Consider the following 25,836-nt stretch of genomic DNA (forward strand, 5'->3'; position numbering starts at 1 on the left):
CACAGTACGGCCACCAGGGTGGCAGGATCGAGGGGTGAGCACGCAGTCAGGCAACAAATATCCGCCCGCGGTGGTCCCCGACCGCCTGTTCGCCGACGCCGACGCCGAGTCCCGCTGGCGAGCCCGCTTCCACTCGGCCCGCATCTCTGTGCCCGAATGGGCCCGCGACGCCCCCGACGCCAACGTGTACGTCTCCAACGCCAGCGGCGTCTGGGAGGTCTACGCGTGGGATCGCGCCACCGACAGTCACCGCCGCGTCACCGACCGGCCCAACGGCACCCTGCACGCCACCCCCGCCCCCGACGGCTCGGCCGTCTGGTGGTTCGACGACACCGACGGCGACGAGTTCGGCTCCTGGGTGAGCCAGCCGTTCGACGGCGACAACTCGGCCGCCACCAAACCGCTGCCCGAGGTCCACGACGGCTACCCCGCCGGCCTCGAGCTCGGCTCGCGCGTGATCGCGGTCGGCGTCTCGACCGACGACGGCAGCGCGCTGTTCGCGAAGATCGGCGACAAGACCGAGCGTTTCTACAGCCACCCGGACGACGCCGGCATCGCGTCGCTCTCTCGTGACGAGAGCTTGGTGGCGATCTCACATTCCGAACACGGCGACTCACGCCATCCCGCGCTGCGCGTGCTGGCCACCGACGGCTTCACGACCGTCGCGGAGAAGTACGACGGCGAGGGCAAGGGCCTTTCGGCGCTGGAGTTCTCGCCGCTGCCCGGCGACCAGCGGCTGCTCGTGCTGCACGAGCGGCGCGGCCGGGAGGAGCTGCTGATCTGGGACGTCCGCGCGGACACCGAGACGGAGCTCGAGATCGACCTGCCCGGCGAGGTCGTGGCCGACTGGTACCCCGATGCCCGCGCGCTGCTGGTGGTGCACTTCCACCAGGGCCGCAGCTCGCTGTACCGATTCGACCTCGACGACGGTTCGCTGTCCTCTGTGGACACCCCGGCCGGCCGGATCGGCGGCGCGGGTGTGCGGCCCGACGGCAGCATCGAGTACTCGTGGTCCAGCGCCGCGGAGCCGACGGCGGTGCGCAGCCGCGCGACCGACGGCACCGACGCCGTGCTGCTGGCGCCGCCGGGTGACCAGGCGCCCGGTTCGTCGCCGGTGACCGACGCGTTCGTAGAGGGCGTCGGCGGGCAGATCCACGCGCTGGTGTCGCGTCCCGCCGGCGCGCCCGACGGCCCGTTGCCCACGGTGTTCTCTCTGCACGGCGGCCCGCACGCCGCCGACGAGGACCGCTTCTCCGCCTACCGCGCCACGTGGCTCGACGCCGGCTTCGCCGTGGTCGAGGTCAACTACCGCGGCTCCACCGGCTACGGCTCCGCGTGGCGCGACGCCATCGAGGGCCGGCCGGGCCTCACGGAGCTCGAAGACGTCGCGGCGGTGCACGACTGGGCTGTCGAAAGTGGACTGTCCGACAAGGACAAGTGCGTCGTCAACGGCGCCTCCTGGGGCGGCTACCTGTCCCTGCTCGCGCTCGGCACCCAGCCCACGCGCTGGGCGGCGGGCGTCGCGGGCGTGCCGGTAGCCGACTACGTCGCCGCGTACGAGGACGAGATGGAGCAGCTGCGCTCTTTCGATCGCGCTCTGTTCGGCGGCGCACCCGAGGATGTGCCAGCGGTGTACAAGGAATGTTCGCCGATTACCTACGTGAACGCCGTCGCCGCCCCCGTGCTGATCCTCGCGGGCGACAACGACCCGCGCTGCCCCATCCGCCAGATCGAGAACTACCTCGACCGCCTGGGCGCCCGCGACGCGCCCCACGAGTTCTACCGCTACGACGCCGGCCACGGCTCCCTCGTGATCGCCGAGACGATCAAGCAGACGTCGATCGAAGTGGATTTCGCGTTGCGCGCTTTGCGGTGATTTGCCCCTGGCCGGAGCCCCTTCCGCGGGCTCCGGCCAGGGAAATTCGCTTGGTTCCGGGCTTTCCGGGGTTGATGCTTCGGCCTGTGGACCTGGTGTTCGAGCACGACCCCCGCGGCGAGACCTTCACGCGCATCACCCGCGAAGACGGGGTTGTGCTCGGGTTACCTTCGTATTCGCGCAAGTTTCGCGTCCCGCATGACCTCGCGCACGCCGCCGTGGAACGCTCGCTGGGTTTGCCCGGCGGCATCTTCGGCTGCATCGCGGCGGGCGGCGTGTTCGACAATATGAGTGTGCTACAGGGGAAACCACGCCACGACGCCCGGGAGCGCAGCCGCCGGGTACTGAAGGCGGCTTCGGGATCCATCGCGGTGGCCGAGAGCCTGGTCGGCGTACTGCATCACGCGGTGGAACATCGCCGGCGCCCGCCTTTTGCCGCTGCGCGAGAGGCTTGGGGTGTCATTCGGGCGGAGCCGTATCCCTTTGGTGATGCCGATATCCGCGGGGCGGTGGAGTTGTTGGCGGAGCTGGTTGATGTGTGGAGTCGTCAGGCGGAGCCGTTGGAGTTTCGGTGGCCTTCGCGGCTGCGGGCTGGGTAGGTGTTTTGTTCTTGACTCCGCCGTCCGGCTTCGTGATCGGCTGCCGGACAACTCCGCTGAGCTGCCTGATTGACCTCGTGTCGAGGTATCACCCGCGTGCGGTCCGAGCCCTTCGCACGCGCGGTTGCGCGAGTTGTCCACAACTGTGGCGACCTGTGGACAACTTGCCTGATCAGCAGGTTTTGTCGTCCCACCCCGGTAAAATGGATCATGGGGCGCATTGGATCGGGATGCCGGTCGAATCGGTGGGACAGATGAACTTCCGGGCGTCCTCCGGCAGCATCACCACGTTGCGCGAAGACGACTACTTCCACGGCCACCAGCTCGTCAGCCTCGGCGACACTCGCCACCTCGACGTCTGAGCGGCCGTACCCGGGTCACATACCGCGGCTGAGTGCCTGCAGCCGGTCGACCGCCGCGGGGTCACCGTCGTAGGTGAGGTGGACGGCGTCGCGGCCGAAGACGAACAGCAGGAGGTCCACGGGGTCGCCCGTGACGGTCACGACGGGGTCGCCGGACTTGACCTGGGCGGAGCGGCGGTCGGTGTGGCGCAGGACGACGCCGACGGGGGCCTTGCGCAGGTTGAGCTTCGCGGACTGGCGCGCGAGGCGCCAGGCGGCCTCGTCGCGAGGCGGGTCGGCCGGGCGGGGTTCCCAGCCGGGCTGGGCGCGGCGGACGTCTTCGTGGTGGACGAGGAACTCGGCGCCGTTGGTGAGCTCGTCGAGCGGGCCGATGGCCATGGGCCAGTACCAGGCCGGGCCGCGGCGGACCTGGTCGACGAGGGCGGGCCACGGCTTGGCCGCGTAGCCGTCCTGCACGCGCTTGGTGTAGCCGGCGAGTGCGGGCACCATGATGCCCGGCGACGCGTCGAGGCGGTGTTCGCGCACGATGAGGTGGGCCGCGAGATCGCGCGTCGCCCAGCCTTCGCACAGGGTCGGGGCGTCGGGGCCGACCTCTTCGAAGAGTGTGCTCAACGCCTGGCGTTCGTCTGCGGCAAGACCCATGCCTCAGACATTACTCGCGAGTACGCCCCCGCGCCGGGACGAGACGACCACCACTGGGTGTTTCATCGAATCGTGAGCCGACTCTTCGAACCCCTTTCCCTGCGGGGCCTGACGCTGCCGAACCGCGCGTGGGTCTCGCCCATGTGCCAGTACTCCGCCACCGACGGCGTGCCCGACGACTGGCACCTCGTCCACCTGGGACAGTTCGCCGTAGGCGGCGCCGGGCTCATTCTCACCGAAGCCAGCGCCGTCACCCCGGAAGGCCGGATCAGCCCGCAGGACACGGGCATCTGGAACGACGAGCAGGTCGCCGCCTGGCGCCGGATCACCGACTTCGTGCACGCGCGCGGCACGGCGATCGGCATGCAGCTCGGGCACGCCGGGCGCAAGGCGTCCACGAGACGGCCGTGGGAGGGCACCGGCAGCGTGCCCGCGTCCGACGGCGGCTGGCAGAGCGTCGGCGCCGACGACCAGCCCTTCGGCGACTACGCCCCCGCCCGTCCGCTGACCACCGACGAGGTCGCGCGCATCCCTGCCGACTTCGCCGCCGGCGCCCGTCGCGCGCTCACCGCCGGCTTCGACGTACTCGAGCTGCACCTCGCGCACGGCTACCTCGGCCACCAGTTCCTCTCGCCGCTGTCCAACTCCCGCACCGACCGCTACGGCGGCGACTTCGAGGGCCGCACCCGCCTCGCGCTCGAGATCACCGAGGCCGTGCGCGAGGAGATCGGCCCCGACGTGCCCCTGTTCGCCCGCATCTCCGCCAGCGACTGGGCCGACGGCGGCTGGTCCCCCGACGACTCCGTGCACCTCGTGAAGCTCCTGGCCGACCGCGGCACCGACCTCGTCGACGTCTCCTCCGGCGGAAATGTGCCTCACCCCCGCATCCCCGTCGGCCCGGGTTACCAGGTGCCGTTCGCCGAACGCATCCGCCGCGAGACCGCTGTGCCCACCGGCGCCGTCGGCATGATCACCGAACCGGAGCAAGCGGAACAAATCGTCGCCACCGGCTCGGCCGACGCGGTGTTCCTCGCACGCGCCCTTCTGCGTGACCCGCACTGGCCGCAACGCGCGGCGCACGCGCTGGGCGCCGAGGTGAAGTGGGCGGACCAGTACCTGCGGGCGAAGCCGCGCCGCTGACCCGGCCCGTGAACGTCTGACCGACGCGGGATCCATCGCCGGACGCGGGCCGCACTCGCGATTGAGTGCGGCCCGCCGCGTTAGTGGTGGAAGGCCGTCGAGGTGGCCGCGTCGTGCTGGGGTTCGGTTTGGCGTTCCAGCTCGGGCAGGGTCCGGCGGAGGTCCTCGAGCAGGAGATCGGCCAGGTCGTGGGTGAAGCCGTTGCGGACGACAACGCGCAGCACCGCCAGGTCGGTTCGCTTCTCCGGGAAGGTGTAGGCCGGGACGAGCCAGCCGCGTTCGCGGAGTCTGCGAGACACGTCGAAGACGTCGTAGCCGGTGACTTCGGGCTTCGTCGTGAAGGCGAAGACCGGGAGCTGGTCGCCGCGGGTCAGCAGCTGGAACGGGCCCAGGTCGGCGATCGCGTCGGACAGGTGGAGCGCGACGTCGCGCGAGGCCTGCTGCACGGCGCGGAAGCCTTCACGCCCGAGGCGGACGAACGTGTAGTACTGCGCCGCTACTTCGGCGCCGGGGCGGGAGAAGTTCAGCGCGAACGTGGGCATGTCGCCGCCGAGGTAATTGACGTTGAAGACCAGCTCCTCCGGCAGCGCCTCGCGGTCGCGCCACACGACCCAGCCGACGCCGGGGTACACCAGGCCGTACTTGTGGCCCGAGGTGTTGATCGACGCGACGCGCGGCAGGCGGAAGTCCCACTCCAGGTCCTCGTCGAGGAACGGCGCGATCATCGCGCCCGACGCGCCGTCGACGTGGACGGGGATGTCCCAGCCGGTGCGGCCCTGCAGGTCGTCGAGCGCGGCGGCGATCTCCGCGACGGGCTCGTAGCTGCCGTCGAAAGTGGACCCGAGGATCGCGACGACGCCGATGGTGTTCTCGTCGCAGCGCTTCACCGCCTCCTCGGCGGACAGGTGCAGGCGGTTGCCGTCCATGGGCACCAGGCGCGGCTCGACCTCCCAGAACTCGCAGAACTTGTCCCAGCACACCTGCACATTCACGCCCATCACCAGGTTGGGCTTCCCGGTACGGCCGAGCTTCGTCCAGCGCCGCTTCAGCGCCATCCCGGCGAGCATGCACGCCTCTGACGAGCCCGTGGTCGAGCAGCCCATGATGTCCGTGGGGTCGGGTGCGTGCCACAGGTCGGCGAGGATGTTCACGCAGCGCCGCTCGAGCTCGGCCGTCTGCGGGTACTCGTCCTTGTCGATCATGTTCTTGTCGACGCACTCGGCCATCAGGTCGCGGGCCTGTGGCTCCATCCACGTGGTGACGAACGTGGCCAGGTTGAGCCGCGCGTTGCCGTCGAGCATCAGCTCGTCGCGCACGAGCTGCAACGCGGTGTCCGGCGGCAGCGACGTGTCGCGAAGCTTGTTGTGCGGCATCACGAAGTCGGCCGCCAGGGCGGGATTCGCCCCTGCGTACATGGGGTTCGTGCCCGATTGACGGTTCGATCCGTTCTGTTCCCCGCTGTGCAGCACCATGCTTGCGACCGTACTGCCGCACCCCGGCCCGCGACAGCACACGACACCCGGCCGGGCGGCCCGTCAGCCCAGCGGCTCCACCTCCAGCACCTGCGCTTCGGGGCCGCACCGGAAGACCAGGCCGGCTTCGGTCCGGTCCAGCGTTGAAAGTTCAACCCCGTCGAGGCGGGCCCTGAATGCCCCGGGGATACGGCCGATCGTCACGGTCCCCTCACCCGGCACGTCCGGCGTGCGCCGCAGCCGGGCGAGCAGCACGCCGTCGACGACCTCCGCCTGGCTGACCTCGACGTCGCGATCGACGACGGTCAGCGCCGGTTCCGCGAAATGGCTCGCCGGCCACGGATTGGTGTAGAGACCCCAGAGGCCGTCCGGGGTGTTGAGGCGGGCGTAGCCGAGCAGGACGTTGCCGCTCATCGGCTCGATGTCGGTGCGGTTGCCGTCGGCGTCGGCCGGGGTGTCGTTGCGCGGGTAGTACAGACCGCCTTCGCGCCAGGTCGGGTTCATGAAGCGGTCGGCGTGCGCGAGCAGGCTCTCGAGCGTGGTGCCGTCACCCATCTCCGACGCCCACGCCGCCACCCAGCCGAAGTCGCACGTGTCCGTGATGACGGGCTGGCCCATCACTTCCCGTGCCGGCGCCGAGCGGACGGACAGGGTCCCGTGCGGCCCGTCGACGAGGAACCGCTTGACCTGCTCCGGGTATCCGTCGTGGACGAAGTCGCGGTTCCACATGTTCATCAGCGCGCCGCACCACGCGTCCACCCACGGCGACGGCGCTTCGTTCGGCCGCACGCGCTTGGAGTCGGCGGTGATCATCATGTTGTAGTGGCCCGATTCGTCGAGCCGGCCGAAGTCGGCCCACGCGCGTTCGTAGCCGGCCACGACCTCTTCGGCGCGATTGCCGCCGGTGATCAGGTCGTGGAGGCGGAAGCCGAGGATGGCGGGCTGGTTGCAGATCTGGAACACGCAGTTGGGCTCGCACGCCACGCCCAGGTAGCCGTTTTCCACCATCTGCCAGTAGATGTGGTCGTTGAGCGACTCGCGGTCGTACGGGAACCGCTTCTCCTCGCCACCCCAGAAGTACGACCAGTGCTGGAACGTCAGCGACCCCGGCGCCGCGAACTCGTCGGCGGCGAAGAGGTAGTCGTGCAGCAGCGCCATCGACTGCACGTACGCGCTGTACATGATGTTGTCGCGCACCACGGGATCCCACTCCTCCTTGAGATCCCCGAGGTGCGCGTTGACCACCGCCCCGCCGCGGCTGACGTCGCGCCAGTACAGCCATACCTCCGGCAGCAGGATCTTCTCGACGAGCCGCCGCAGCGTTGCCCGGAACAACCCCGGCGCGGCGGGCAGCCGGTGCCGGTGCGTTAGCGCCAGCGCGTACGCCATGTACGCGAGCTGGAAGCGGTAGCCGCCGAAGTCGTCCTGGCCGGTTCCCTTGCCCTGCATGAAGGACCAGTCGTTGCGGAACTGGCGGGAGAGGTTGTCGAAGTGCCTGAGATGACCGAGTTGCTGCCGATCCAGCGGCGGGTGGAGAGCGGGCATGTCCTCAAGTGAACACGGAAGCGGGCGGAAAAGCCCGTGTCAGATGGCGCGAAATGCTGTTATGGCACGAACGGGCCGGTCGTGCCATGGCGGCTACCGTGCGTTTACGGCGCGAAGCGATGCGCGCGCCGCGAAGCGCACAACGGGCGCCGTCTCCACGAAAAAAGGCCGCCCACCCCGAAGGGTGAGCGGCCCGTGAACAAGATCCGTCAGGCCTGCTGCGCCTGCCACATCCAGTGCGCCTCTTCCAAGGCGCGCGTGATTTCGATCAGCAGGTCCTGCGTGACCAGGTCGCTCTTGTCGGTCTCGTCGATGCGCTTGCGGAGGCGCTGGATGAGCGTCGCCAGGATGTCGACGATGGCGGCCACCGTGGTCTCCACCGACTGCCAGTTGTCGGGGTAGTCCGGGACGCCCGAGCTCTCGACGACGGTCTTCGCCTTGCCGTTGGGCGAGACGCCGATGGCGTTGGCACGCTCGGCGACCTCGTCGGTGTACTGGCGAGCAGTCGCGACGAGCTCGTCGAGCTGCAGGTGGGCGCTGCGGAAGTTCTTGCCCACGACGTTCCAGTGGGCCTGCTTCGCGATCAGCGAAAGGTCCACGAGGTCGACGAGCGTCGCTTGCAGGGCGTTGCCCGTGATCTCCTTGTCGGCGTCACTGAGCGGGCTCTTGATGGGAGAGTTGACCATCGGGGGTTTCCTTCCTGTGTCGTGGTGGCGGAAGCAGGCGCCGAACGCGTCAGACCGTGGTGGTGAGCCCGACCTCGATATTGCCCCGGGTCGCGTTCGAGTACGGGCACACCTGGTGCGCCTGCGCCACGAGCTCATCGGCCTGGGCCTTGTCCATACCGGGCAGCGCGACGTTCAGCACGACGCCCAGCTTGAAGCCCACTTCCTGCTTGTACAGGCTGACCTCGGCGGTCACCGTCGACTCCGGCAACTGCACCTTCCCCGCGCGCGCCACGGCCTGCAGCGCGCTGTGGAAGCACGCCGAATAGCCGGCGGCGAACAGCTGCTCGGGGTTGGTCTTGTCACCGCCCGGGCCGCCCATTTCCTTCGGCACTGCCAGCGACTCGTCGATGACCCCGTCGGACGAGGTCACCTCGCCGTTGCGGCCCGCGCCTCGCGCGGTCGCGGCCGCGGTGTAGATCGCGTCAGCCATTCTTTCGCCTACCTCCTCGTCGGGACGCCTCGCTCAGCGTCTCATCGATAACAACGTTCCGCATCAGCGGAACCTTGCCACCGCATGGCAGGCATCACGCCGGGGAATACCCGGCGTCCGGCCGATGAAACCTCAGCGCGACAGGGTGAACTCGGCCACCTGGCGGCCGATCAGGCGCAGCGTGCGCACGCTCTTGTCGTCGGACGCGCCGCCGGACTCGTCGAACTTGGTCTCGGCGGAGTTGATCGAACCACCCAGCGGGGTGGGCCAGCCGCGCAGCGCGTGCGTGATCGTGCGCAGCTGGTCGAGCGTGGTGACGGCGGCCTGCCACCCGAAGGCGACGGCGGCGAGGCCGACCGGGCGTCCTTCGAGGTAGGGGCGGGTGTCTTCGCGCAGGTCCTCGACGTAGTCCAGGGCGTTCTTGACCAGCCCGGACAGCGCGCCGTGGTAGCCGGGCGAGACCACGATCAGGCCGTCGGCGCGGCGGATGCTCTCGATCAGCCGCCTCGCGCGGTCGTCGCGCTCGCCTGCGGCGGTGTCGTAGAACGGCAGCACGAGCTCAGGCCCGGGGATCAGCTCGGTGTCGACCCCCAGCTCGGCCGCCGAGTCCAGCGCGATCCGCAGGGCGCGCTCGGACTGCGAGCCGTCGCGCAGTGAACCGCCGATCCCGAGCACCCTGACCGCTTTGGCTGAAGTCACGTCCCCGAGGCTAACCCCTCGACTTAAGTGGAGGACCAGGATTTGGGACGGAGTTCTCGATCACAGCTGGACCCACTATCTACTGACAAGTAACGTCGGGGTCCACAGCCGAGGAGGAACGATGGCGATCCCGCTCCAGGTCCGCACCCAGGCCGCCGCCGCGCAGCTGGTCTTCTGGCTGCCCCGGCCCGTCCGGCGGCTCATCGCCGGCCCGCCGCTGCGCCGCGACGGGCAGGAACTCGCCCTCGACGCGCAGCTCCTGCTGCGGTTGCAGCAGCTCACCGGCACCGCGCTCGTCGGCGAGACGGTCGAGGGCTCGCGGCTCGGGCTGGAGCTCGGCCGCCACCTGGTGAGCGGCAAGACGATCGAGCCCGTGGCCGTGCGCGACGTGGTGATCCCGTCCGGCGACGCGTCGCTCGACGCCACCCTCTACACGCCCGCGGGGCTGCCCGAACCGTCCGGGCTGCTCGTGTTCTTCCACGGCGGAGGCTGGGTCGTCGGCTCGCGCGCCACGCACGACAACGCCGCGCGCTACCTCGCGAAGCACGCCGGCGTGCGCGTGCTGTCGGTGGAGTACCGGATGGCGCCGGAACACCCGTTCCCGACTCCGTTCGAAGACGCGCTGGCGGCGTTCGACTACGCCCACGCCAACGCGGCCGAGCTCGGCGCGGACGCCGACCGCATCGCCGTGGGCGGCGACAGCGCGGGCGGCAACCTCTCCGCCGCGTTGACTCTGGCGGCGGTCCGGCGCGGCGGCCCGGCGCCGGCGTTCCAGCTGCTGATCTACCCCGCGGTGGACTTCACGACGCGCCGCCGCTCGCGCGAGATCTTCGGCGAGAAGTTGTTCCTCACCGACGAGTCGATGACCTGGTTCGAGGACCACTACGTCCCGGCCGGCACCGACAAGGCCGACCCGCGCCTGTCACCCCTCGTCGCGACCGACCACAGTGGACTGCCCCCGGCGTTCATCATGACCGCGGGCTTCGACCCGCTGCGCGACGAGGGCGAGGCGTACGCGGAGAAGCTGCGCGACGCCGGAGTCTCGGTCGCGGTGAGCCGCCAGCCGGACCTGATCCACGGCTTCCTGAACTTCACCGGCGTCGGCTCCCGTTTCCGCGAGGCGACGGCCGAGCTGGCCGGCGCGCTGCGGCTGGGGTTGGCGCGGCAGCAGAAGGAGAAATAGCCCCGGAAACCACCGGAGCCTGGTGCGGCGAACCGCACCAGGCTCCGAAAACCCCGTGTTCCGGGGGTGGTTGCTACGCGCCCGGGACGGGCAACGGCGGCACCGGCAGCGGAGGCACCGGCAGAGAGCCGAGCAGTCCGCCCAGGATGCCGGTGACGGCACCCAGCAGGGCCTTGAGCAGGTCGCTCACGATCTTCAGCGGACCTGGCAGGTCCGGGATCGGCGGGAGCGGCAGCGGCGGGAGCTGACGCGGCGACGCCGACGGGTCGGACAGCAGGCGGCTGGACTCGTCCGCACGGCCCTTGGCCGCCGACGAGAGCTGCTGCGTCTCCGACTGGATCGTGTAGCGCTTGCCCGCGGCGAGGTCGCCGAGGACAGGGCTGAGCTTGTCCAGGTCGGCACGCGTCAGACCGACGTTGCCGGCGTACGCGGCCTTCGTCAGGTCGTCTCGCATCTGGAGCACCTGCGCGCCGACCGCTTCGGTGGACGACGAGCCCTTGCCACCCGCAGGGCTCGCCGAGGCCATCCCCGAGGTGCCGACGGCCAGCAGACTGCCGGCGGCTACCAAGGCGATGATCCGCCCAATCTTGCCTTTCATTCCTTACCTCCTGGCCTCTGGAGACCTGACGGGTAAATCGATACCCGCCGTGTCGACCCAGCACCAGCCGATCACCGGATAGGGACGTTTTCTAACCCTTACGTGCCGAATCCGTCTTTCGGGAACATGCCCGCAATTGATTAACGTGGACGGCTTGCCCATCCCCCTGAAGATCATCATGACCGATCATGAATCAGACTCGGAGTAGCCGTCCGCCACGAATGGCCCTTCCGCTCACCCACACAGGTGTATTGCGTGATCGTTTACCCTCATCACTCCGTCGGACCGCGTGTCTCCACTGCTCCGGTCGGGGTTCCCCCACGCACGCACCGCCACAGGTGGAGTAGCCGGGTCACGGCCAGATCTCCGGCGTGGAGACCAGCGGAAACAGCGCACGAATGCGCACTGAACCACGCGAACCGAGGTCAACACATGAATGCGCAAAAACATTCGCGAATTGTTTCGCGTCAAGAACAAGAGTTGCGCCGATTCAGAGCGGCAGGCCTTCTTCGAGGTGCGTGAACGCGCGTTCCAGCAGCGCGACGAAATCGACGCTCTGATCCGCCGCGGCCGCCAGCGCCGTGGAGAGGATGACGCCGACGACCGCGCCCGCCCAGTTGCGCACCTCGAAGTCGCCGCGGGCACGACCGGTCCGTTCGGCCGCCAGCTCGACGAGCATCGTGATGCCCGAGACGTAGTTGTCCATCACCTTCGCGCGCAGCTCCGGCACGGAGAACACGAGCAGCTGCCGGCGCCGCTCCTCGGCCCACACCTCGGGCGGCAGGCTGTCGTACACCTCGCGCAGCGTCGCGCGGACGACCCCGAGCAGCGTCAGGTCCTCGGGCTGCCGGCGGGCGGCCTCGACGAGCAGCGGGTCGATGCGGTCGTAGAGGACCGTCGCCTCCTTCGTCGGGAAGTAGCGGAAGAACGTGCTCGGCGAGATGTCCGCGGCCGCCGCGATCTGCTCGACGGTGGTCGTCGCGTAGCCCTGCTCCTGGAACAGCCGCAGCGCGTGCCGCTGGATCGCTTCGCGCGTGCGGGCCTTCTTGCGTTCGCGCAGGCCTGTCGGTTCAGCCGGGGTCATGCGGCGATTGTCGCGGTCGCTCTCGTTTGACAGCAACTGTCACGAAGATCGCCCCCAAACAAGTTGCACGCGCGTACCAGGATTTGCTCTCATGAGGTACGTGCCCTTCGAGCCGTACCGCCAGGTGTTGACCCTGTCCCGAGTCCGTCCGTCGATGGCGCTGATGTTCTTCGCGCGCCTGCCCATGACGATGACCGGCGTCACGCTCACCCTGTACGTGGTCACCAACCTGGGCCACGGCTACGGCGCGGCCGGCATCGTCGGCGCCGCCACCACGCTGGGCATGGCGCTGGGCGCGCCACTGCTCGGGCGCACGATCGACCGCTACGGCCTGCGTCCGGTGGTCGCCGTCTGCGGCGTCGCGTCCACGGCCTTCTGGGTCGCGGCGCCCCACCTTTCCTACGCGGTGCTGGTGGCGTGCGCGCTGCCCGCCGGGTTCCTGTCCGTGCCCGCGGGCTCGCTGGCGCGCCAGATCCTGGCTGCGCTCGTGCCGGCCGAGCACCGGCGGGCGGCGTACTCGCTCGACACGATCCTGGTCGAGGCGTCGTTCATGATCGGCCCGGCGGCCGGCATCGCGGCGATCACGTCGCTGTCGGCCACATTCACGCTCAGCGGCATCGGCGTGCTCTTCGGCGGCACGGCGTTGCTCATCTTCCTGCTCAACCCGCCCATCCGGAACGAGGACGAGCTCGCCCCCGTCGGCTCCGTCCGGCCGCCGCTGCGGTCGTGGCTCACCGGCCGCCTGCTCGCGACGCTGCTGGTGGCCGCGGGCGCCCTGTTCTGCCTGGTCGGTACGGAGGTGGCGACGCTGGCGGCGCTGCGCTCCCACGGTGACGTCGGCTGGACCGGCCTGGTCATCGCGGTGATGTGCGCGGCGTCGATGCTCGGCGGGATCGTGCACGGCGCCGTGAAGAAGTCGCTGCCGCAGGGGGTGCTGATGCTGCTGCTCGCGGCACTGGTGCTGCCGGTGGGGCTGGCGGACCAGCCGTGGTGGCTGCTGATGCTCGTGCTGATCCCCACGAACCTGCTCTGCGCGCCGACGCTGGCCGCCACCACGGAAACGGTGAGCGCCATCGCGCCCCCCGCCGTGCGCGGCGAGGCGATGGGGCTGCAGGACGCGTCGACGCGGCTCGGGCTGGCTGCGGGCAGCCCAGTGGTGGGCTTCGCGATCGACCACTCGAGCCCGGCGTGGGGCTTCGTCGCCGCGGGTGCCGGTGGTTTGGTCCTGGCCGCGGCGGGCCTGCTGTGGACGCACCGGCGCCGGTCAGCGACGGCGCCGGTGATGGCCGCGGCCGTGCAGGCGCGTCGCTGAACCAGCCGATAGAGCTCAGCTACACGCCTTGCGCAGTGCGTCGAGCTTCGCGACGTTCCGCTTGGCCCACGCGGCGACCACACCGGCGTCCTGGATGTGCTCCTTCTGCACCTCGACGTAGGAGTCCGCCATGCCGAGCAGCGCGTTCTTCACGTCCTGCTCCTGCACGTCGGCCGCCAGCGCGCGCAGGCGTTGTTCCTTGTCCTGCGCGCGGGCCTTCAGCTTGTCGGGGTCGACCAGCGGATTGAGGTCCGCCAGCCCCAGCGCCTGCGTGCACGCGCTGACCTTGTCGGCCGTCGAGTTGGCCGTGTCCACCGCCGAGTTGACCTGGTCGCACCCGGCCAGCAACGTTCCGGCGGCCGCCAGCGCGACCACCGCTCCCCACCTCGTCATGGATCCAGCGTAGCGGGCTCGCGGGGCCAGAACCGGCCCCGCGAGCACCTTCACCCCTTCACGCAGACGACCTGCTTGAGGTGCGCCACGACCTCCACGAGATCGGTCTGAGCCTCGATCACCGCGTCGATGTCCTTGTAGGCCGCCGGGATCTCGTCGACCACGCCGGTGTCCTTGCGGCACTCGACGCCGTCGGTCTGGGCCGCGAGGTCGGCCGCGGTGAAGGTCTTGCGCGCCTTCGTCCGCGACATCCGCCGCCCCGCGCCGTGCGAAGCCGACTCGAACGACGCCGTGTTCCCGAGCCCGCGCACGATGTACGAGCCGGTGCCCATGCTGCCCGGGATGATCCCGAGGTCACCCGCGCCGGCCCGGATCGCGCCCTTGCGGGTCACGAGCAGGTCGACGCCGTCGTAGGTCTCCTCGGCGACGTAGTTGTGGTGGCAGCTGATCGCGTCGTCGAACGTGGTCCCCGGGATCACCTCGGCGACGGCGAGCTTGACCAGCGCCACCATCGTGGCCCGGTTGCGCGCCGCGTAGTCCTGCGCCCAGAACAGGTCACGCCGGTAGGCCGCCATCTCGGGCGTGCCCGCGACGAACACGGCCAGGTCGCGGTCGGGCAGGTCCGCGTTGTGCGGCAGCTTGCGCGCCACGGCCATATGCCGCTCCGCGAGCTCCTTGCCGATGTTGCGCGAACCCGAGTGCAGCATCAGCCACACGCGGCCCTCGTCGGCGCCGCCCTGTTCGAGGCAGACCTCGATGAAGTGGTTCCCACCGCCGAGGCTTCCGACCTGGCGCGCCGCGCGGTCGTGCAGGCCCTGCACGCCCTCGTGGAGGTCGCCGAACGACTTCCAGAACGCGTCCCAGGCGCCCACGCCGTGGACCTTCGCGGGGTTCACGGGCGTCTTGTGCAGCCCGAACCCCACCGGCACGGCCGACTCGATCCGCCGCCGCAGCCGGCCGAGGTCGTCGGGCAGGTCCGCCGCGGTCAGCGACGTGCGCACCGCACTCATCCCGCACCCGATGTCGACGCCCACCGCCGCCGGCGACACCGCGTCACGCATGGCGATCACGCTGCCCACGGTGGCGCCCTTGCCGTAGTGGACGTCCGGCATCACCGCGACGCCGTGCACCCAAGGCAGATTGGCGACGTTGTGCAGCTGGCGCATGGCTTGTTCCTCGACCGACGTGGGGTCGGCCCACATCCGGATCGGGACGCGAGCACCGTCTACCGCCGTGTACATGACTTTCCTTTCCTGGCTGGGATTCTTCGAAGAGCATCCCCCGGGACGACGAGGTGGCGCCACGGGTTTTCGCCCTGGCGGATTCGTGGACGAAACGAAATCGTGGCTCCCGGCGATATCGGGCACGATGACCGGCCAGGCGACCGAAGCGCCCCATGGGAGGAACCGTCCGTCCATGAAGACCTCTTTTCGAGCGCTGGCCGCCGTCGTCCTGCTGGCCGGGTTTCCGGTGCTGGTGCTCGCGCTCGTCGCCGGGATCGTCGTGGTGGAGGTGTTCGCGTTCCGCAACCGGCTTTCCCACGGGCTGGAGTTCGCCGTCTTCGCCGCGCCCGCGACATACGTGCTGTTGCGGGCGCTGTTCACCTTCGACCGCACAGGCGACGCCCCGGGTCTTCCGGTCACCGTGGAGGCGCAACCCGAGTTGTGGGCCCTGGTCCGCGAACTGGCCGAAGCCGTCGGGACCGCGCCGCCCGACGAGATCCGGATCATGAACCGGGCGAACGCGGCGGTGTTCGAGCGAACGCGCTGGTTCGGGCTGCGCGTCACGGGGCGCACGCTCTTCATCGGTGCCCCGCTGTTCGCGGGCCTGCGTGTGGCCGAGCTGCGGGCCGTGCTCGGCCACGAGTTCGCGCACTACAGCAACCGCGACACCCGGTTCGCCGGCGCGACCTACCGCGGCCGGGTGGCGATCCTACGGGTCCTGAGTGGACTCGACGGGGCAATGCCCGATGTGACGCTGTTCGGCCTGCCACCGGACGCCGACGTCACGAGGGCCGACTTCATCCCCGACCGCGAGATCGACGAGGCCCGGCAGGCGCTCGTGACCGGTGGCTGGCAGCCGGCGGCGCAACTGCTCTCCGAGATCGGCACCGACTGGGACCGGCGCGTCACTCTCGTGCGCCACCTCGGTGAGGTCGTCGCGAACGACGAGATCGGGCTGGACCACTGGCAGAGCGAGCGGCCGGGCGACGCGGACGCCGCCGCCGTCAACGCCGAGAGTCTCGTGCAGCTGGCCTGGCAGGTCCGCAGCGGGCTGGGGGCCGAGCACGTGAGCCGCGAGCAGTTCCAGAAGTTCTTCGCCATCCTCGAGTCCGCCGTGCCCGCGGCGAGTGAGGCGGCGGTGCTGGCGCCCGAAGACCCCACGCCGTGGGTGACGATGCTGGCCGTCGCTCGCGGCCGGCAGTACGACAACGACGCGTTCCGCGAGGTGTGGGAGCAGCTGGTCGCCCGCGACCCGGTGAACCTGCCCGCGCACAGTTCCGCGCTGCAGTACTGGTGCGAGAAGTGGTTCGGGTCGCACGAGCTGATGTGGGCGTTCGCCGAGGAAGGCGCGGCGAAGCACCCGAAGCTGGCGGTTCTGCCGCTCGCCGCGGCGCACGAGGCGGAGTACCGCGGGGTCGAGGACGCGTGGCGGCACCCGCTGGTCGCGCCGGCCGTCGACCGGCTGCTGCCCTGGCTCGAAGGCGAGGGCCGCGACGCGCCGGGCACGGCGACGAGCCGGGCGTACGCCGCGCGGGCGCTGGTGGAGCTCGGGCGTGGCGAAGAGGCCGTGGAACAGTTCCGGCACCTCGGCGTGCACGCGGACGCCAATATGTGGGCGTACGGCAAGAAGGGACCGATCGTGGAGTTCCGGAAGATCCGGTACCTGGCCTGTCACCTCGCCGAAAAGGCGAAGTCCACAGTGGACTGACGGAAACGTTGTCCCCGCCACGAGCGATATCCGACAGGACCGAGCTCGGCTGGGGAGGAGGTCCGGATGGCGCTGCGTGCCGTGGGGCTCCTGGTCGCGTTCTGGCTGGCGGTGGTCCTCCTCGTCGGCGGGTTCGTCGCGGCGGAGGTCGTGCTGTGCGTGGCGATGTCCCCCGCGTCGCTGGCCTTGCTCGTCGTGGTGCCGGGACTCGCGACACTCGTGACGGCGATGTGCTCGCGCGCCGGCCCCACGCCGACGATCCGGCTCACGCCCGCTTCGACGCGGCTGTGGGAGCTGGTGCACTCCGCGGCGGACGACGTCGGCGTCGAGGCTCCGACGTCCGTCCAGCTCGATGCCGGCGTCGCGGTAGGGCTCGCGTCGCGCCGTCGGCTCGTCATCGGAGTCCCGTTGCTCGCGGCGGTGAACCCGGAGCAGCTGAGCGCGTTGGTGCGTCGCGCGCTCGGCGAGGACGTCCGCTTCCGGCCGGCGATCGCGTGGGGAGTGCGGTTCCTCTCCCGCACGCGCGACAGCCTGGCCCACACGCCGCGCTGGAACGCGCCGGCCCGGCCCGCGGTGCGGGCCTTCACCGGGTACTACCTGCGCGTCGCCGAACAAGCGCTGGCCGCGCCGGACTCGGCGGAGGTGCGGTGGGAACGCGAGGTGATCGAAGAGCTCTGGGAGCTGTTCCTGGTCCGCTACGCCGCGCTCGGCCTGCGCGCGGGATTCCTGCCGGCGCGGCCGATGGCGGGCTTCCGGCAGCTGCTCGACGCCGAGCTCCCTCTCGGCGACGAGGCTCGGGCCAGCGCGCTGCTCGCCGACGACGAGACGCTCGACCACGCCTTCGCGAAGCTGCTGTCCGAGGAGCAGCGCGCCATGCCGCGCGCGGACTGGGACACGCTCGCCGATCTGTCCCAGCGGCACGAGGTCACGCGCTCGGCCCAGGAGGTCCTCGGCGGCCTCACCCTCGGGGCGGCGCTCGACCGGCTGGCCGCGGGTGAACTCGCGTTCCTCGCCGAGCCCGGCGCCGCGGACGTCGTGGCTTCCGTCCGCTACCGCCTGGCCCTCGTCGTCACGGCGGCCCTGGCGGACGTCGGAGTCGTCCGCTGGCGCATGGCGTGGCCCTGGCCGCCGGAGCTGGTCGTGGACGATCCGGGAGCGGAGGCGATCACGACCGCACTCGACGAAGCCGCAGCGCTGACGCCGGAGGTGTTGCCGCTGCGGATGCTGCTCGTGGTTTCCGGTGTGTCGCCGGACTTCCGGCCGGTTCGGCAGCTGAGCTCGCCCCGATGAGACAGGGCCGCCTTCCCGGAGGAAGACGGCCCTGTGTCACTCGAGAAAATCAGCGGTTGCTCGCCACCAGCTCCGCGATCTGCACCGCGTTCAACGCCGCACCCTTGCGCAGGTTGTCCGTCGCCACGAACAGGGCCAGGCCGCGGCCGTCCGGCACACCGGGATCGGAGCGGATGCGGCCGACGAAGCTCGGGTCCTTGCCCGCGGCCTGCAGCGGCGTGGGCACGTCCGAGAGCTGCACGCCGGGCGCGACCGACAGCAATTCCGTGGCCCGCTCCACCGAGATGGGCTGCGCGAACTCGACGTTGATCGACAGCGCGTGGCCGGAGAACACCGGGACCCGGACGCACGTGCCGGACACGAGCAGCTCCGGCAGGCCAAGGATCTTACGGCTTTCGTTGCGCAGCTTCTGCTCCTCGTCCGTCTCGAACGAGCCGTCGTCGACGACGGAGCCGGCCATCGGCAGGACGTTGAACGCGATGGGCGCCACGTACTTGGCCGGGGCCGGGAAGTCCACGGCGGAACCGTCGTGGGTCAGGGCCGCGGCGCGGGAGGCGACGGCGTTGACCTGGGCGGCCAGCTCGTCGACGCCGGCGAGGCCGCTGCCGGACACGGCCTGGTACGTGCTCGTGATCAAGCGCAGCAGGCCGGCCTCGTCGTGCAGCGGCTTGAGCACCGGCATGGCCGCCATGGTGGTGCAGTTGGGGTTCGCGATGATCCCCTTGCGCGCCTCCTTGATGGCTTCCGGGTTGACCTCGCTGACGACCAGCGGCACGTCCGGGTCGCGGCGGAAGGCCGACGAGTTGTCGATCACCGTCACACCCGCGGCGGAGAAGCGCGGCGACTGCTCACGCGAAGTCGAGCCGCCCGCGGAGAACAAGGCGATGTCCAAACCGGACGGATCCGCGATGGCGGTGTCCTCGACCGTGATCTCCTCGCCCTGCCACGGAAGCTTCGTTCCCGCTGACCGGGACGACGCGAAGTACCGCATCTCGTCCACCGGGAAACCGCGCTCCGCCAGCAGCTTCCGCATCACACCGCCGACCTGGCCGGTCGCCCCGACCACCCCGACGCGCAGACCGTTGCTCATCAGCGACCACTCCCCGCATACACGACGGCTTCTTCGTCGCCGCCGAGCTCGAACGCCTCGTGGATCGCGCGCACGGCGTCGTCGAGCTGCGCGTCGCGGATCAGCACCGAGATGCGGATCTCCGAGGTGTTGATGATTTCGATGTTGACGCCCGACTGCGCGAGCGCCTCGCAGAACGTCGCCGTGACACCGGGGTGCGAGCGCATCCCCGCGCCGACGAGCGAGACCTTGCCGACGTGGTCGTCGTACAGCACGGTCTCGAAGCCGATCTCGCCCTTGACCTTCTCGAGCTCCTGCACGGCCTTGGCGCCGTTGGCCTTCGACAGCGTGAACGTGATGTCGGTGCGACCCGAGATCGTGCTGGACACGTTCTGCAGCACCATGTCGATGTCGATCTCCGCGTCGGCGATCACGCGGAAGATCCGGGCGGCCGCCCCGGCGTGGTCCGGCACGCCGGTGACCGTGATCTTGGCCTCCGAACGGTCGTGTGCCACACCGGTGATCAGCGCTTGTTCCACGGGGATCTCCTCGATTGACCCGGTCACGGTGGTGCCCGGCTTGTCGCTGTAGGAAGAGCGGACTCGGATCGGCACGCCGTAGCGGCGCGCGTACTCGACCGAACGCAGGTGCAGGATCTTCGAACCGCTCGCGGCGAGCTCCAGCATCTCCTCGTACGGGATCGTGTCGAGTTTCCGCGCGTCCGGCACGATCCGCGGGTCGGCGGAGTACACACCGTCCACATCGGAATAGATCTCGCACACGTCGGCGCCCAGCGCGGCGGCGAGCGCGACGGCGGTCGTGTCCGAACCGCCGCGGCCGAGCGTCGTGATGTCCTTGGTGTCCTGGGAAACGCCCTGGAACCCGGCCACCAGGGCGATGTAGCCCTGCTCGAGCGCCTCCGTGACGCGGCTCGGCGTCACGTCGATGATGCGCGCGTTGCCGTGCACCGACGTCGTGACGACACCCGCCTGCGAACCGGTGAACGACCACGCCTCGGCGCCGTGCGCGGAAATCGCCATCGCGACCAGGGCGTTCGAAATGCGCTCACCGGCCGTGAGCAGCATGTCCATCTCCCGCTCCGGCGGCGCGGGGTTCACCTGCTGCGCCAGGTCGAGCAGCTCGTCGGTGGTGTCACCCATCGCCGAGCACACCACCACGACGTCGTTGCCCGCCTTCTTGGTGGCGACGATGCGTTCGGCGACGCGCTTGATCCGGTCGGCACTTTCCAGCGACGAGCCACCGTACTTCTGGACCACGAGGGCCACAGCCCGAACCTCCTTGACGGGCCGGGTCTGCTCCTGGTGGGCACCGAGGAGCCCCCGCGTCCCTTCACTTGGGCGAAAGCCTACCGGGGCCGAGGGCGCTCGCCACTCAATCGAGTGGCGGCGCACACCGATCGAGGGTGTGTCGGAAGTAAATCTTCCTTAACACCACCGAAATGTTCGAAGCCCTTCCTCCGGAGTGATGGAGAGCACTCCCGCCGTACTACGGTGCGGGACGTGCGCAAACCCGCCGAGACGAGCGTCCCCGTGAGCCAGGCCGTCGCCGAGCGCTGGAGCCCCCGCGCCTTCGACGCGACCGCCGAGGTGTCCCCGCAGGAACTGACCACTTTGCTGGAGGCCGCACGCTGGGCGCCGTCCTTCGGCAACACCCAGCCCGCGCGCTACCTCGTTGGCCGGCGCGGCGACCCCACGTTCACCCGGATCCTGGCCGCGTTGAACACCGGCAACCAGGCGTGGGCGTTCCGCGCGGGTGTGCTGCTCGTCGGCGTGATGGTGACCACCAACGAGAAGGGCGAGGTCCCCTACGCCGAGTACGGCCTCGGCCTGGCGAGCGAGAACCTGGTGCTGCAGGCCGTGGAGCTCGGCCTGATCGCGCACCAGATGGCGGGCTTCTCCGCCGACGCGGTCCGCTCGTCGTTCGGGTTGCCGGACGCCGCCGTGCCGCGGGTGGCCATCGCGGTGGGCCACGCCGCCGAGGCCGCCGTGCTGGAGGACGAGCGGCGCATCGAGCGGGAGCTGAAGCCGCGGCAGCGCATTCCGCTGAGTGAGTTCGCGTTCAGTGGTGAATGGGGCACGCCCGCGCTGGGTGATTGACGCGCGGCACGACTGATCGCATTCACTTCGCACCGCTAAGTAATGTCGCTCGATCAGGGAACCGCTGATCGGGGCACCGCATCGAAGCCCGCACACACTGGGTGGACATGAGGAGAGAACGACATGCGTAGTCGTGTGCTGGCGGTCCTGGGGGTCTCCGCGGCGGTACTGACGCTGGCCGGCTGTGCGAGTGAGACGGGCGGCACGCCTTCGGCCGCGTCCGGCGCCCCCGCGCCGAGCCAGAGCAGCAGCAGCGCGAGCGCTCCCGAGACGAGCAGCTCCGCGTCGTCGGGCGGCACGGGGAACACGTCGTCGGCCGGCGGTTTCACCCAGCAGGGCACCAAGCTGAAGCTGGGCGACAAGGCGATCGTGCCGTTCAAGTCGGAGGACAAGACGGGCTCGATCGGTGTCACGGTGAAGTCGATCGACAAGGGCACCGAGGCCGACCTCGCGCCGCTCGACCTGGGCGACAAGGCGAAGGGCATGACGCCGTACTACGTGCGCGTCACCGTCTCGAACGAGAGTGGCACGGACTTCTCCTACAGCTCGCTCGGGCTGATGAACGCCCTGCTCCCCGACGGTTCCGAAGCGCAGGGCGTGTCCGTGATCGGCACGTTCGACAAGTGCGACAGCGGCGACGCGGGCAAGGACTTCACCACGAAGGGCGCCACGTACGAAAGCTGCGTGCTCGCGGTGGCGCAGGCCGGCACGACGGTGACCGGCGCGTCGTACGACGAGGGTGACTACAGCGACCAGGCTCCGGGCACGGACTACGGCAGCAAGCCGATCACCTGGCAGAGCTGAACCGGGCAATCCTGAACCCGTGCGAACGGGCCGTTCGCGCCACGGCGGGAACGGCCCGTGACCGCGGTCAGGAAGAGATCCCGCCGCCGATGCGGCGGAGGATCTTCGCGACGATCCCGGACACCACGAGCCAGAAGATCGCCGCGATGCCGTAGTTGACCAGCACCCTGAGTTTCGCATCACTCGGGGTGAAGAGGTCCTTGAAGCCGATCGAGAGGCCGTCGGCCCAGCTTCGGACGAACGAGACGATTCCGTTGCCCGGATTGGCCTCGCCGACGGTGAAGATCACGTGCAGCACGAGGATCGCGGCGAAGATCAGCCCGACCCACCGCACGAGCGTGGCGAGGAAGGAAAACGCCTGCTCACGGGTGCGTCGCCAGTCGATCTCGGCGCGCTTCGGCCGCGACTCGGTCTCCGTGTCGGGTGCCTGTTCGGCGTGCTCGCCCATGCTCGGCAGTCTGACACGTCACACCCCCGCCCGCTACCCGCTGGTAACACCCGGCGGGCACCGGAAGTAACAGTTCGATCGCGGAGGTGACTTCACAACGGCCGCGTTCCGTGGTTAAGGTGACTTCGTGGCGCGTGCTCTCCTGCTTCGCTGCCGCGACGGGGCCTGACCAGACCGGCTCCTCGTCGCGGGGCTTTGTGGTGCCGGTCGTAAGCACCCACCTCGTCAGGAGACGTCTTCACCCATGGCCACGAACGACCCCCGCACGAGCACTTCCCGCGTTCGCACGCCGTCGCGCCCGGCGCCCGCGGACCAGCCCCGCTGGAACCCGCAACGCGGCACGTCGATGCCCGTCCACCGCTACAAGCCCTGGTACGAGCTGATCGAGAACATCGAGCTGCCCGACCGCACCTGGCCCGAGAAGCGCATCGAGCGCGCGCCGCTGTGGTGCGCGGTGGACCTGCGTGACGGCAACCAGGCCCTGATCGACCCGATGTCGCCGGCGCGCAAGCGCAAGTTCTTCGACCTGCTCGTACGCATGGGTTACAAGGAGATCGAGGTCGGGTTCCCCGCCGCGTCGCAGACGGACTTCGACTTCGTCCGCGAGATCATCGACGAGGGCGCGATCCCGGACGACGTGAGCATCCAGGTGCTGACCCAGTGCCGTCCGGAGCTGATCGAGCGCACGTTCAAGTCGCTTGAGGGCGCGCCGCGCGCGATCGTGCACATCTACAACTCGACGTCGATCCTGCAGCGCCGCGTGGTGTTCCGTGAGGAGCGCGAGGGCATCAAGAAGATCGCGACGCAGGCCGCGGAGATGGTCGTCGAGCTGGCCGCGAAGCAGCCGGATACCGACTTCCGCTTCCAGTACTCGCCGGAGTCCTACACCGGCACGGAGCTGTCGTACGCGCTCGAGGTCTGCAACGCCGTCACCGAGATCTGGCAACCGACGCCGGAGAAGCCGGTGATCCTGAACCTGCCGGCGACCGTCGAGATGGCGACGCCGAACGTCTACGCCGACTCGATCGAGTGGATGAGCCGCAACCTGGAGCGCCGCGACTCGGTGATCCTGTCGCTGCACCCGCACAACGACCGCGGCACCGGCATCGCCGCCGCCGAGCTGGGCTACCAGGCGGGCGCCGACCGCATCGAGGGCTGCCTGTTCGGCAACGGCGAACGCACCGGCAACGTCGACCTCGTCGCGCTGGGCATGAACCTGTTCAGCCAGGGCATCGACCCGCAGATCGACTTCTCGGACATCGACGAGATCAAGCGCACCGTCGAGTACTGCAACCAGCTGCCCGTGGCCGAGCGCACGCCGTGGGGCGGTGACCTGGTGTTCACCGCGTTCTCCGGCAGCCACCAGGACGCGATCAACAAGGGTCTCGACGCGATGAAGGACGCCGCCGACAAGGCCGGCGTACCCGTGGACGAGTACCCGTGGGAGGTCCCGTACCTGCCGATCGACCCGAAGGACGTCGGCCGCACGTACGAGGCCGTGATCCGCGTGAACTCGCAGTCGGGCAAGGGCGGCGTCGCCTACATCATGAAGGCCGAGCACCAGCTCGACCTGCCGCGGCGCCTGCAGATCGAGTTCTCCAAGGTGGTCCAGGCCTACACCGACACCGAGGGCGGCGAGGTCGACCCGGCCACGATGTGGAACGCGTTCTCCAAGGAGTACCTGGAGTCGCGCACCCCGCTGGAGCTGGTGCGCCAGCGCGTGACCGACAACGGCGGCGGCGAGTACGACATCGAGGCCACGGTGACCGTCGAGGGCGACGAGCACGACATCACCGGCCGCGGCAACGGTCCCATCGCGGCGTTCTTCGACGCGCTGTCGACTGTCGGCTTCGACCTGCGGCTCCTGGACTACAGCGAGCACACCCTGACCCCGGGCGACGACTCGCGCGCCGCGTCGTACATCGAATGCGCGATCTCCGACCGCGTGTTCTGGGGCGTGGGCATCGACCCGTCGATCGTGACGTCGTCGCTGCGCGCGGTGGTGAGCGCGGTCAACCGCGCGAACCGCTGATGTCGTTGCGGTGAAAGCGGAGAGGCTGGTCGCGCTGCTGTTCACGCTGCAGCGCCGCCGCAGCGCGACCGCCTCTGAGCTCGCCGCGGAGCTGGGCGTTTCGGAACGCACGATGCACCGCGATCTGGCGGCCTTGCGGGACGCCGGCGTTCCACTGTGGACGGAGCAGGGCCGGCACGGCGGCTTCCGTCTCGTCGACGGTTGGCGGGCGGGGCTCGACGGGCTGACCGCGCGGGAAGCCGTGGCGCTGTTCGCGTTGGGCGCGCCGGAAGCGTTGGCGGGGCTGGGGTTGGACACCGCCGGGAGTGCCGCGCGGGCGAAGGTTTCAGCGGGGATGCCGGCCGAGCTGCGAGAGCACGCGGCGCTGGTGGCCGGGCGGTTTCACCTCGATGCGCCGGGGTGGTTCGGTGGCGCTGACCAGCCGGCGGCGTTGAGCACGGTTTCGCGCGCGGTCTGGACTCAGCGGCGGCTCGCGATTTCCTATCAGCGCAAGGACAAAGTCGCCTGCCGGGTGCTGGAGCCGTTGGGGCTCGTGTTGAAGGCGGGGGTCTGGTACCTGGTGGCGCGGGTCGAGAACGCCTACCGCACGTATCGCGTCTCCCGGATCCTTGACGCCGACGATCTCGCCGAAGAGTTCGACCGCCCCGCCGATTTCGACCTCTCGACATGGTGGCGCACTTCTTCCGCGACCTTCGAGCAAGTCTCCCGCCCAGTGCGGGTGCGAGCCCGCCTGAACCGCCTCGCCGTCCGCGAACTCCGCCGCGTCTTCGGCGGCGAACACCTCGCGGACACCGTCCTCTCCCTGGCCGAACCAGACTCCGACGGCTGGGCGCCGGCGGAACTCGCGCTTGAGGGCGGCGAGATCGCCCTCGGTCAACTGGTGGCCCTCAGCCCCGGCATCGAAGTCCTCGACCCGCCGGACCTCCGCGCCGCCCTGGCCGACATCGGCACCGAACTCGCCGCCCGCAACGCTCCGCGATAACCGCCTTATCGGCCGGTTTGCCCCCCACCGGCCCGGAGACAGGCCCCCGCCCTCCCAGGGGGCGCGCCCATGTCCATTCTATCGGCCACCCCCGACAAAA

Annotated in this window: 25 protein-coding genes; 12 read left to right on the plus strand and 13 right to left on the minus strand. The window is 69.9% G+C overall.

What is annotated here, in order from left to right:
* Positions 1–34 precede the first annotated feature (34 nt).
* From K1T34_RS15130 to K1T34_RS53320, 3 genes are all read left to right on the plus strand, one after another.
* Positions 35–1,876, plus strand: a complete 1,842-nt coding sequence (locus tag K1T34_RS15130) for a prolyl oligopeptidase family serine peptidase (protein ID WP_220244892.1) — start codon at positions 35–37, stop codon at positions 1,874–1,876.
* An 86-nt stretch (positions 1,877–1,962) separates the two neighbouring features.
* The gene (locus tag K1T34_RS15135; protein ID WP_220244893.1) at positions 1,963–2,475 is read left to right on the plus strand and encodes a hypothetical protein; all 513 of its coding nucleotides are present in this window, start codon (positions 1,963–1,965) and stop codon (positions 2,473–2,475) included.
* A 230-nt stretch (positions 2,476–2,705) separates the two neighbouring features.
* Entirely contained in the window at positions 2,706–2,837 is a 132-nt protein-coding gene (locus tag K1T34_RS53320; protein ID WP_255638522.1) for a hypothetical protein, read from the plus strand.
* Positions 2,838–2,852: 15 nt separating this feature from the next.
* Here K1T34_RS53320 and K1T34_RS15140 read toward each other — a convergent pair whose 3' ends face one another.
* Positions 2,853–3,479 (minus strand): TIGR03085 family metal-binding protein, encoded by a 627-nt coding sequence (locus K1T34_RS15140; RefSeq protein WP_220244894.1) that lies wholly within the window; start codon positions 3,477–3,479, stop codon positions 2,853–2,855.
* Positions 3,480–3,551: 72 nt separating this feature from the next.
* On the opposite strand from K1T34_RS15140, the gene K1T34_RS15145 reads away from it, so the two are divergent.
* Positions 3,552–4,619 carry an NADH:flavin oxidoreductase/NADH oxidase gene (locus K1T34_RS15145; protein ID WP_220244895.1) on the plus strand — a complete coding sequence of 356 codons (1,068 nt, stop codon included), beginning with the start codon at positions 3,552–3,554 and terminating at the stop codon, positions 4,617–4,619.
* Between the two features lie 80 nt (positions 4,620–4,699).
* Here K1T34_RS15145 and K1T34_RS15150 read toward each other — a convergent pair whose 3' ends face one another.
* The 5 genes from K1T34_RS15150 to K1T34_RS15170 form a co-directional block, all read right to left on the minus strand.
* Entirely contained in the window at positions 4,700–6,091 is a 1,392-nt protein-coding gene (locus K1T34_RS15150) for a glutamate decarboxylase (protein WP_220244896.1), read from the minus strand.
* Between the two features lie 63 nt (positions 6,092–6,154).
* The gene (locus K1T34_RS15155; RefSeq protein ID WP_220244897.1) at positions 6,155–7,636 is read right to left on the minus strand and encodes a hypothetical protein; all 1,482 of its coding nucleotides are present in this window, start codon (positions 7,634–7,636) and stop codon (positions 6,155–6,157) included.
* A gap of 209 nt (positions 7,637–7,845) precedes the next feature.
* A complete protein-coding gene (locus tag K1T34_RS15160; protein ID WP_220244898.1) occupies positions 7,846–8,322 on the minus strand; it encodes a Dps family protein in 477 nt (158 codons plus the stop codon).
* A gap of 49 nt (positions 8,323–8,371) precedes the next feature.
* A complete protein-coding gene (locus tag K1T34_RS15165; RefSeq protein WP_220244899.1) occupies positions 8,372–8,794 on the minus strand; it encodes an organic hydroperoxide resistance protein in 423 nt (140 codons plus the stop codon).
* A gap of 132 nt (positions 8,795–8,926) precedes the next feature.
* Complete coding sequence (locus tag K1T34_RS15170; RefSeq protein ID WP_220244900.1) at positions 8,927–9,493, minus strand: NADPH-dependent FMN reductase; 567 nt, start codon at positions 9,491–9,493, stop codon at positions 8,927–8,929.
* A gap of 121 nt (positions 9,494–9,614) precedes the next feature.
* Between K1T34_RS15170 and K1T34_RS15175 the strand changes: the two genes are divergently transcribed.
* Complete coding sequence (locus tag K1T34_RS15175; protein ID WP_220244901.1) at positions 9,615–10,676, plus strand: alpha/beta hydrolase; 1,062 nt, start codon at positions 9,615–9,617, stop codon at positions 10,674–10,676.
* A 73-nt stretch (positions 10,677–10,749) separates the two neighbouring features.
* Here K1T34_RS15175 and K1T34_RS15180 read toward each other — a convergent pair whose 3' ends face one another.
* Together K1T34_RS15180 and K1T34_RS15185 are read right to left on the minus strand one after the other, a co-directional pair.
* Complete coding sequence (locus tag K1T34_RS15180) at positions 10,750–11,274, minus strand: hypothetical protein (RefSeq protein ID WP_220244902.1); 525 nt, start codon at positions 11,272–11,274, stop codon at positions 10,750–10,752.
* Positions 11,275–11,764: 490 nt separating this feature from the next.
* The gene (locus K1T34_RS15185) at positions 11,765–12,358 is read right to left on the minus strand and encodes a TetR family transcriptional regulator (protein ID WP_220244903.1); all 594 of its coding nucleotides are present in this window, start codon (positions 12,356–12,358) and stop codon (positions 11,765–11,767) included.
* Between the two features lie 154 nt (positions 12,359–12,512).
* On the opposite strand from K1T34_RS15185, the gene K1T34_RS15190 reads away from it, so the two are divergent.
* Positions 12,513–13,670 carry an MFS transporter gene (locus K1T34_RS15190; protein ID WP_220247215.1) on the plus strand — a complete coding sequence of 386 codons (1,158 nt, stop codon included), beginning with the start codon at positions 12,513–12,515 and terminating at the stop codon, positions 13,668–13,670.
* A gap of 15 nt (positions 13,671–13,685) precedes the next feature.
* Here K1T34_RS15190 and K1T34_RS15195 read toward each other — a convergent pair whose 3' ends face one another.
* Both K1T34_RS15195 and K1T34_RS15200 read right to left on the minus strand, forming a co-directional pair.
* Positions 13,686–14,063, minus strand: coding sequence for a hypothetical protein (locus tag K1T34_RS15195; protein WP_220244904.1), 378 nt, complete (start codon positions 14,061–14,063; stop codon positions 13,686–13,688).
* A 50-nt stretch (positions 14,064–14,113) separates the two neighbouring features.
* Complete coding sequence (locus K1T34_RS15200; RefSeq protein ID WP_220244905.1) at positions 14,114–15,304, minus strand: RtcB family protein; 1,191 nt, start codon at positions 15,302–15,304, stop codon at positions 14,114–14,116.
* Positions 15,305–15,479: 175 nt separating this feature from the next.
* Here K1T34_RS15200 and K1T34_RS53325 point away from each other — a divergent pair, with 175 nt between their 5' ends.
* Together K1T34_RS53325 and K1T34_RS15210 are read left to right on the plus strand one after the other, a co-directional pair.
* Entirely contained in the window at positions 15,480–16,994 is a 1,515-nt protein-coding gene (locus tag K1T34_RS53325) for a M48 family metallopeptidase (protein ID WP_255638523.1), read from the plus strand.
* Between the two features lie 66 nt (positions 16,995–17,060).
* Entirely contained in the window at positions 17,061–18,284 is a 1,224-nt protein-coding gene (locus K1T34_RS15210) for a hypothetical protein (RefSeq protein WP_220244906.1), read from the plus strand.
* Between the two features lie 49 nt (positions 18,285–18,333).
* Here K1T34_RS15210 and K1T34_RS15215 read toward each other — a convergent pair whose 3' ends face one another.
* Together K1T34_RS15215 and K1T34_RS15220 are read right to left on the minus strand one after the other, a co-directional pair.
* Positions 18,334–19,374 (minus strand): aspartate-semialdehyde dehydrogenase, encoded by a 1,041-nt coding sequence (locus K1T34_RS15215; protein WP_220244907.1) that lies wholly within the window; start codon positions 19,372–19,374, stop codon positions 18,334–18,336.
* Positions 19,374–20,639, minus strand: a complete 1,266-nt coding sequence (locus tag K1T34_RS15220; RefSeq protein WP_220244908.1) for an aspartate kinase — start codon at positions 20,637–20,639, stop codon at positions 19,374–19,376. Before K1T34_RS15220 ends, K1T34_RS15215 begins: the two co-directional genes overlap by 1 nt.
* A gap of 234 nt (positions 20,640–20,873) precedes the next feature.
* Between K1T34_RS15220 and K1T34_RS15225 the strand changes: the two genes are divergently transcribed.
* Positions 20,874–21,470 carry a nitroreductase family protein gene (locus K1T34_RS15225; RefSeq protein ID WP_220244909.1) on the plus strand — a complete coding sequence of 199 codons (597 nt, stop codon included), beginning with the start codon at positions 20,874–20,876 and terminating at the stop codon, positions 21,468–21,470.
* 123 nt (positions 21,471–21,593) lie between these two features.
* Positions 21,594–22,274, plus strand: a complete 681-nt coding sequence (locus tag K1T34_RS15230) for a hypothetical protein (protein ID WP_220244910.1) — start codon at positions 21,594–21,596, stop codon at positions 22,272–22,274.
* Positions 22,275–22,341: 67 nt separating this feature from the next.
* On the opposite strand, the gene K1T34_RS15235 is transcribed toward K1T34_RS15230, so the two are convergent.
* The gene (locus K1T34_RS15235) at positions 22,342–22,722 is read right to left on the minus strand and encodes a hypothetical protein (protein ID WP_220244911.1); all 381 of its coding nucleotides are present in this window, start codon (positions 22,720–22,722) and stop codon (positions 22,342–22,344) included.
* Positions 22,723–22,966: 244 nt separating this feature from the next.
* Between K1T34_RS15235 and leuA the strand changes: the two genes are divergently transcribed.
* Positions 22,967–24,754, plus strand: coding sequence for a 2-isopropylmalate synthase (gene leuA / locus K1T34_RS15240; protein ID WP_220244912.1), 1,788 nt, complete (start codon positions 22,967–22,969; stop codon positions 24,752–24,754).
* Between the two features lie 10 nt (positions 24,755–24,764).
* Positions 24,765–25,736 carry a YafY family protein gene (locus tag K1T34_RS15245; RefSeq protein ID WP_220244913.1) on the plus strand — a complete coding sequence of 324 codons (972 nt, stop codon included), beginning with the start codon at positions 24,765–24,767 and terminating at the stop codon, positions 25,734–25,736.
* Positions 25,737–25,836 lie beyond the last annotated feature (100 nt).

The sequence above is a fragment of the Amycolatopsis sp. DSM 110486 genome (genome assembly GCF_019468465.1).
GTDB lineage: Bacteria > Actinomycetota > Actinomycetes > Mycobacteriales > Pseudonocardiaceae > Amycolatopsis.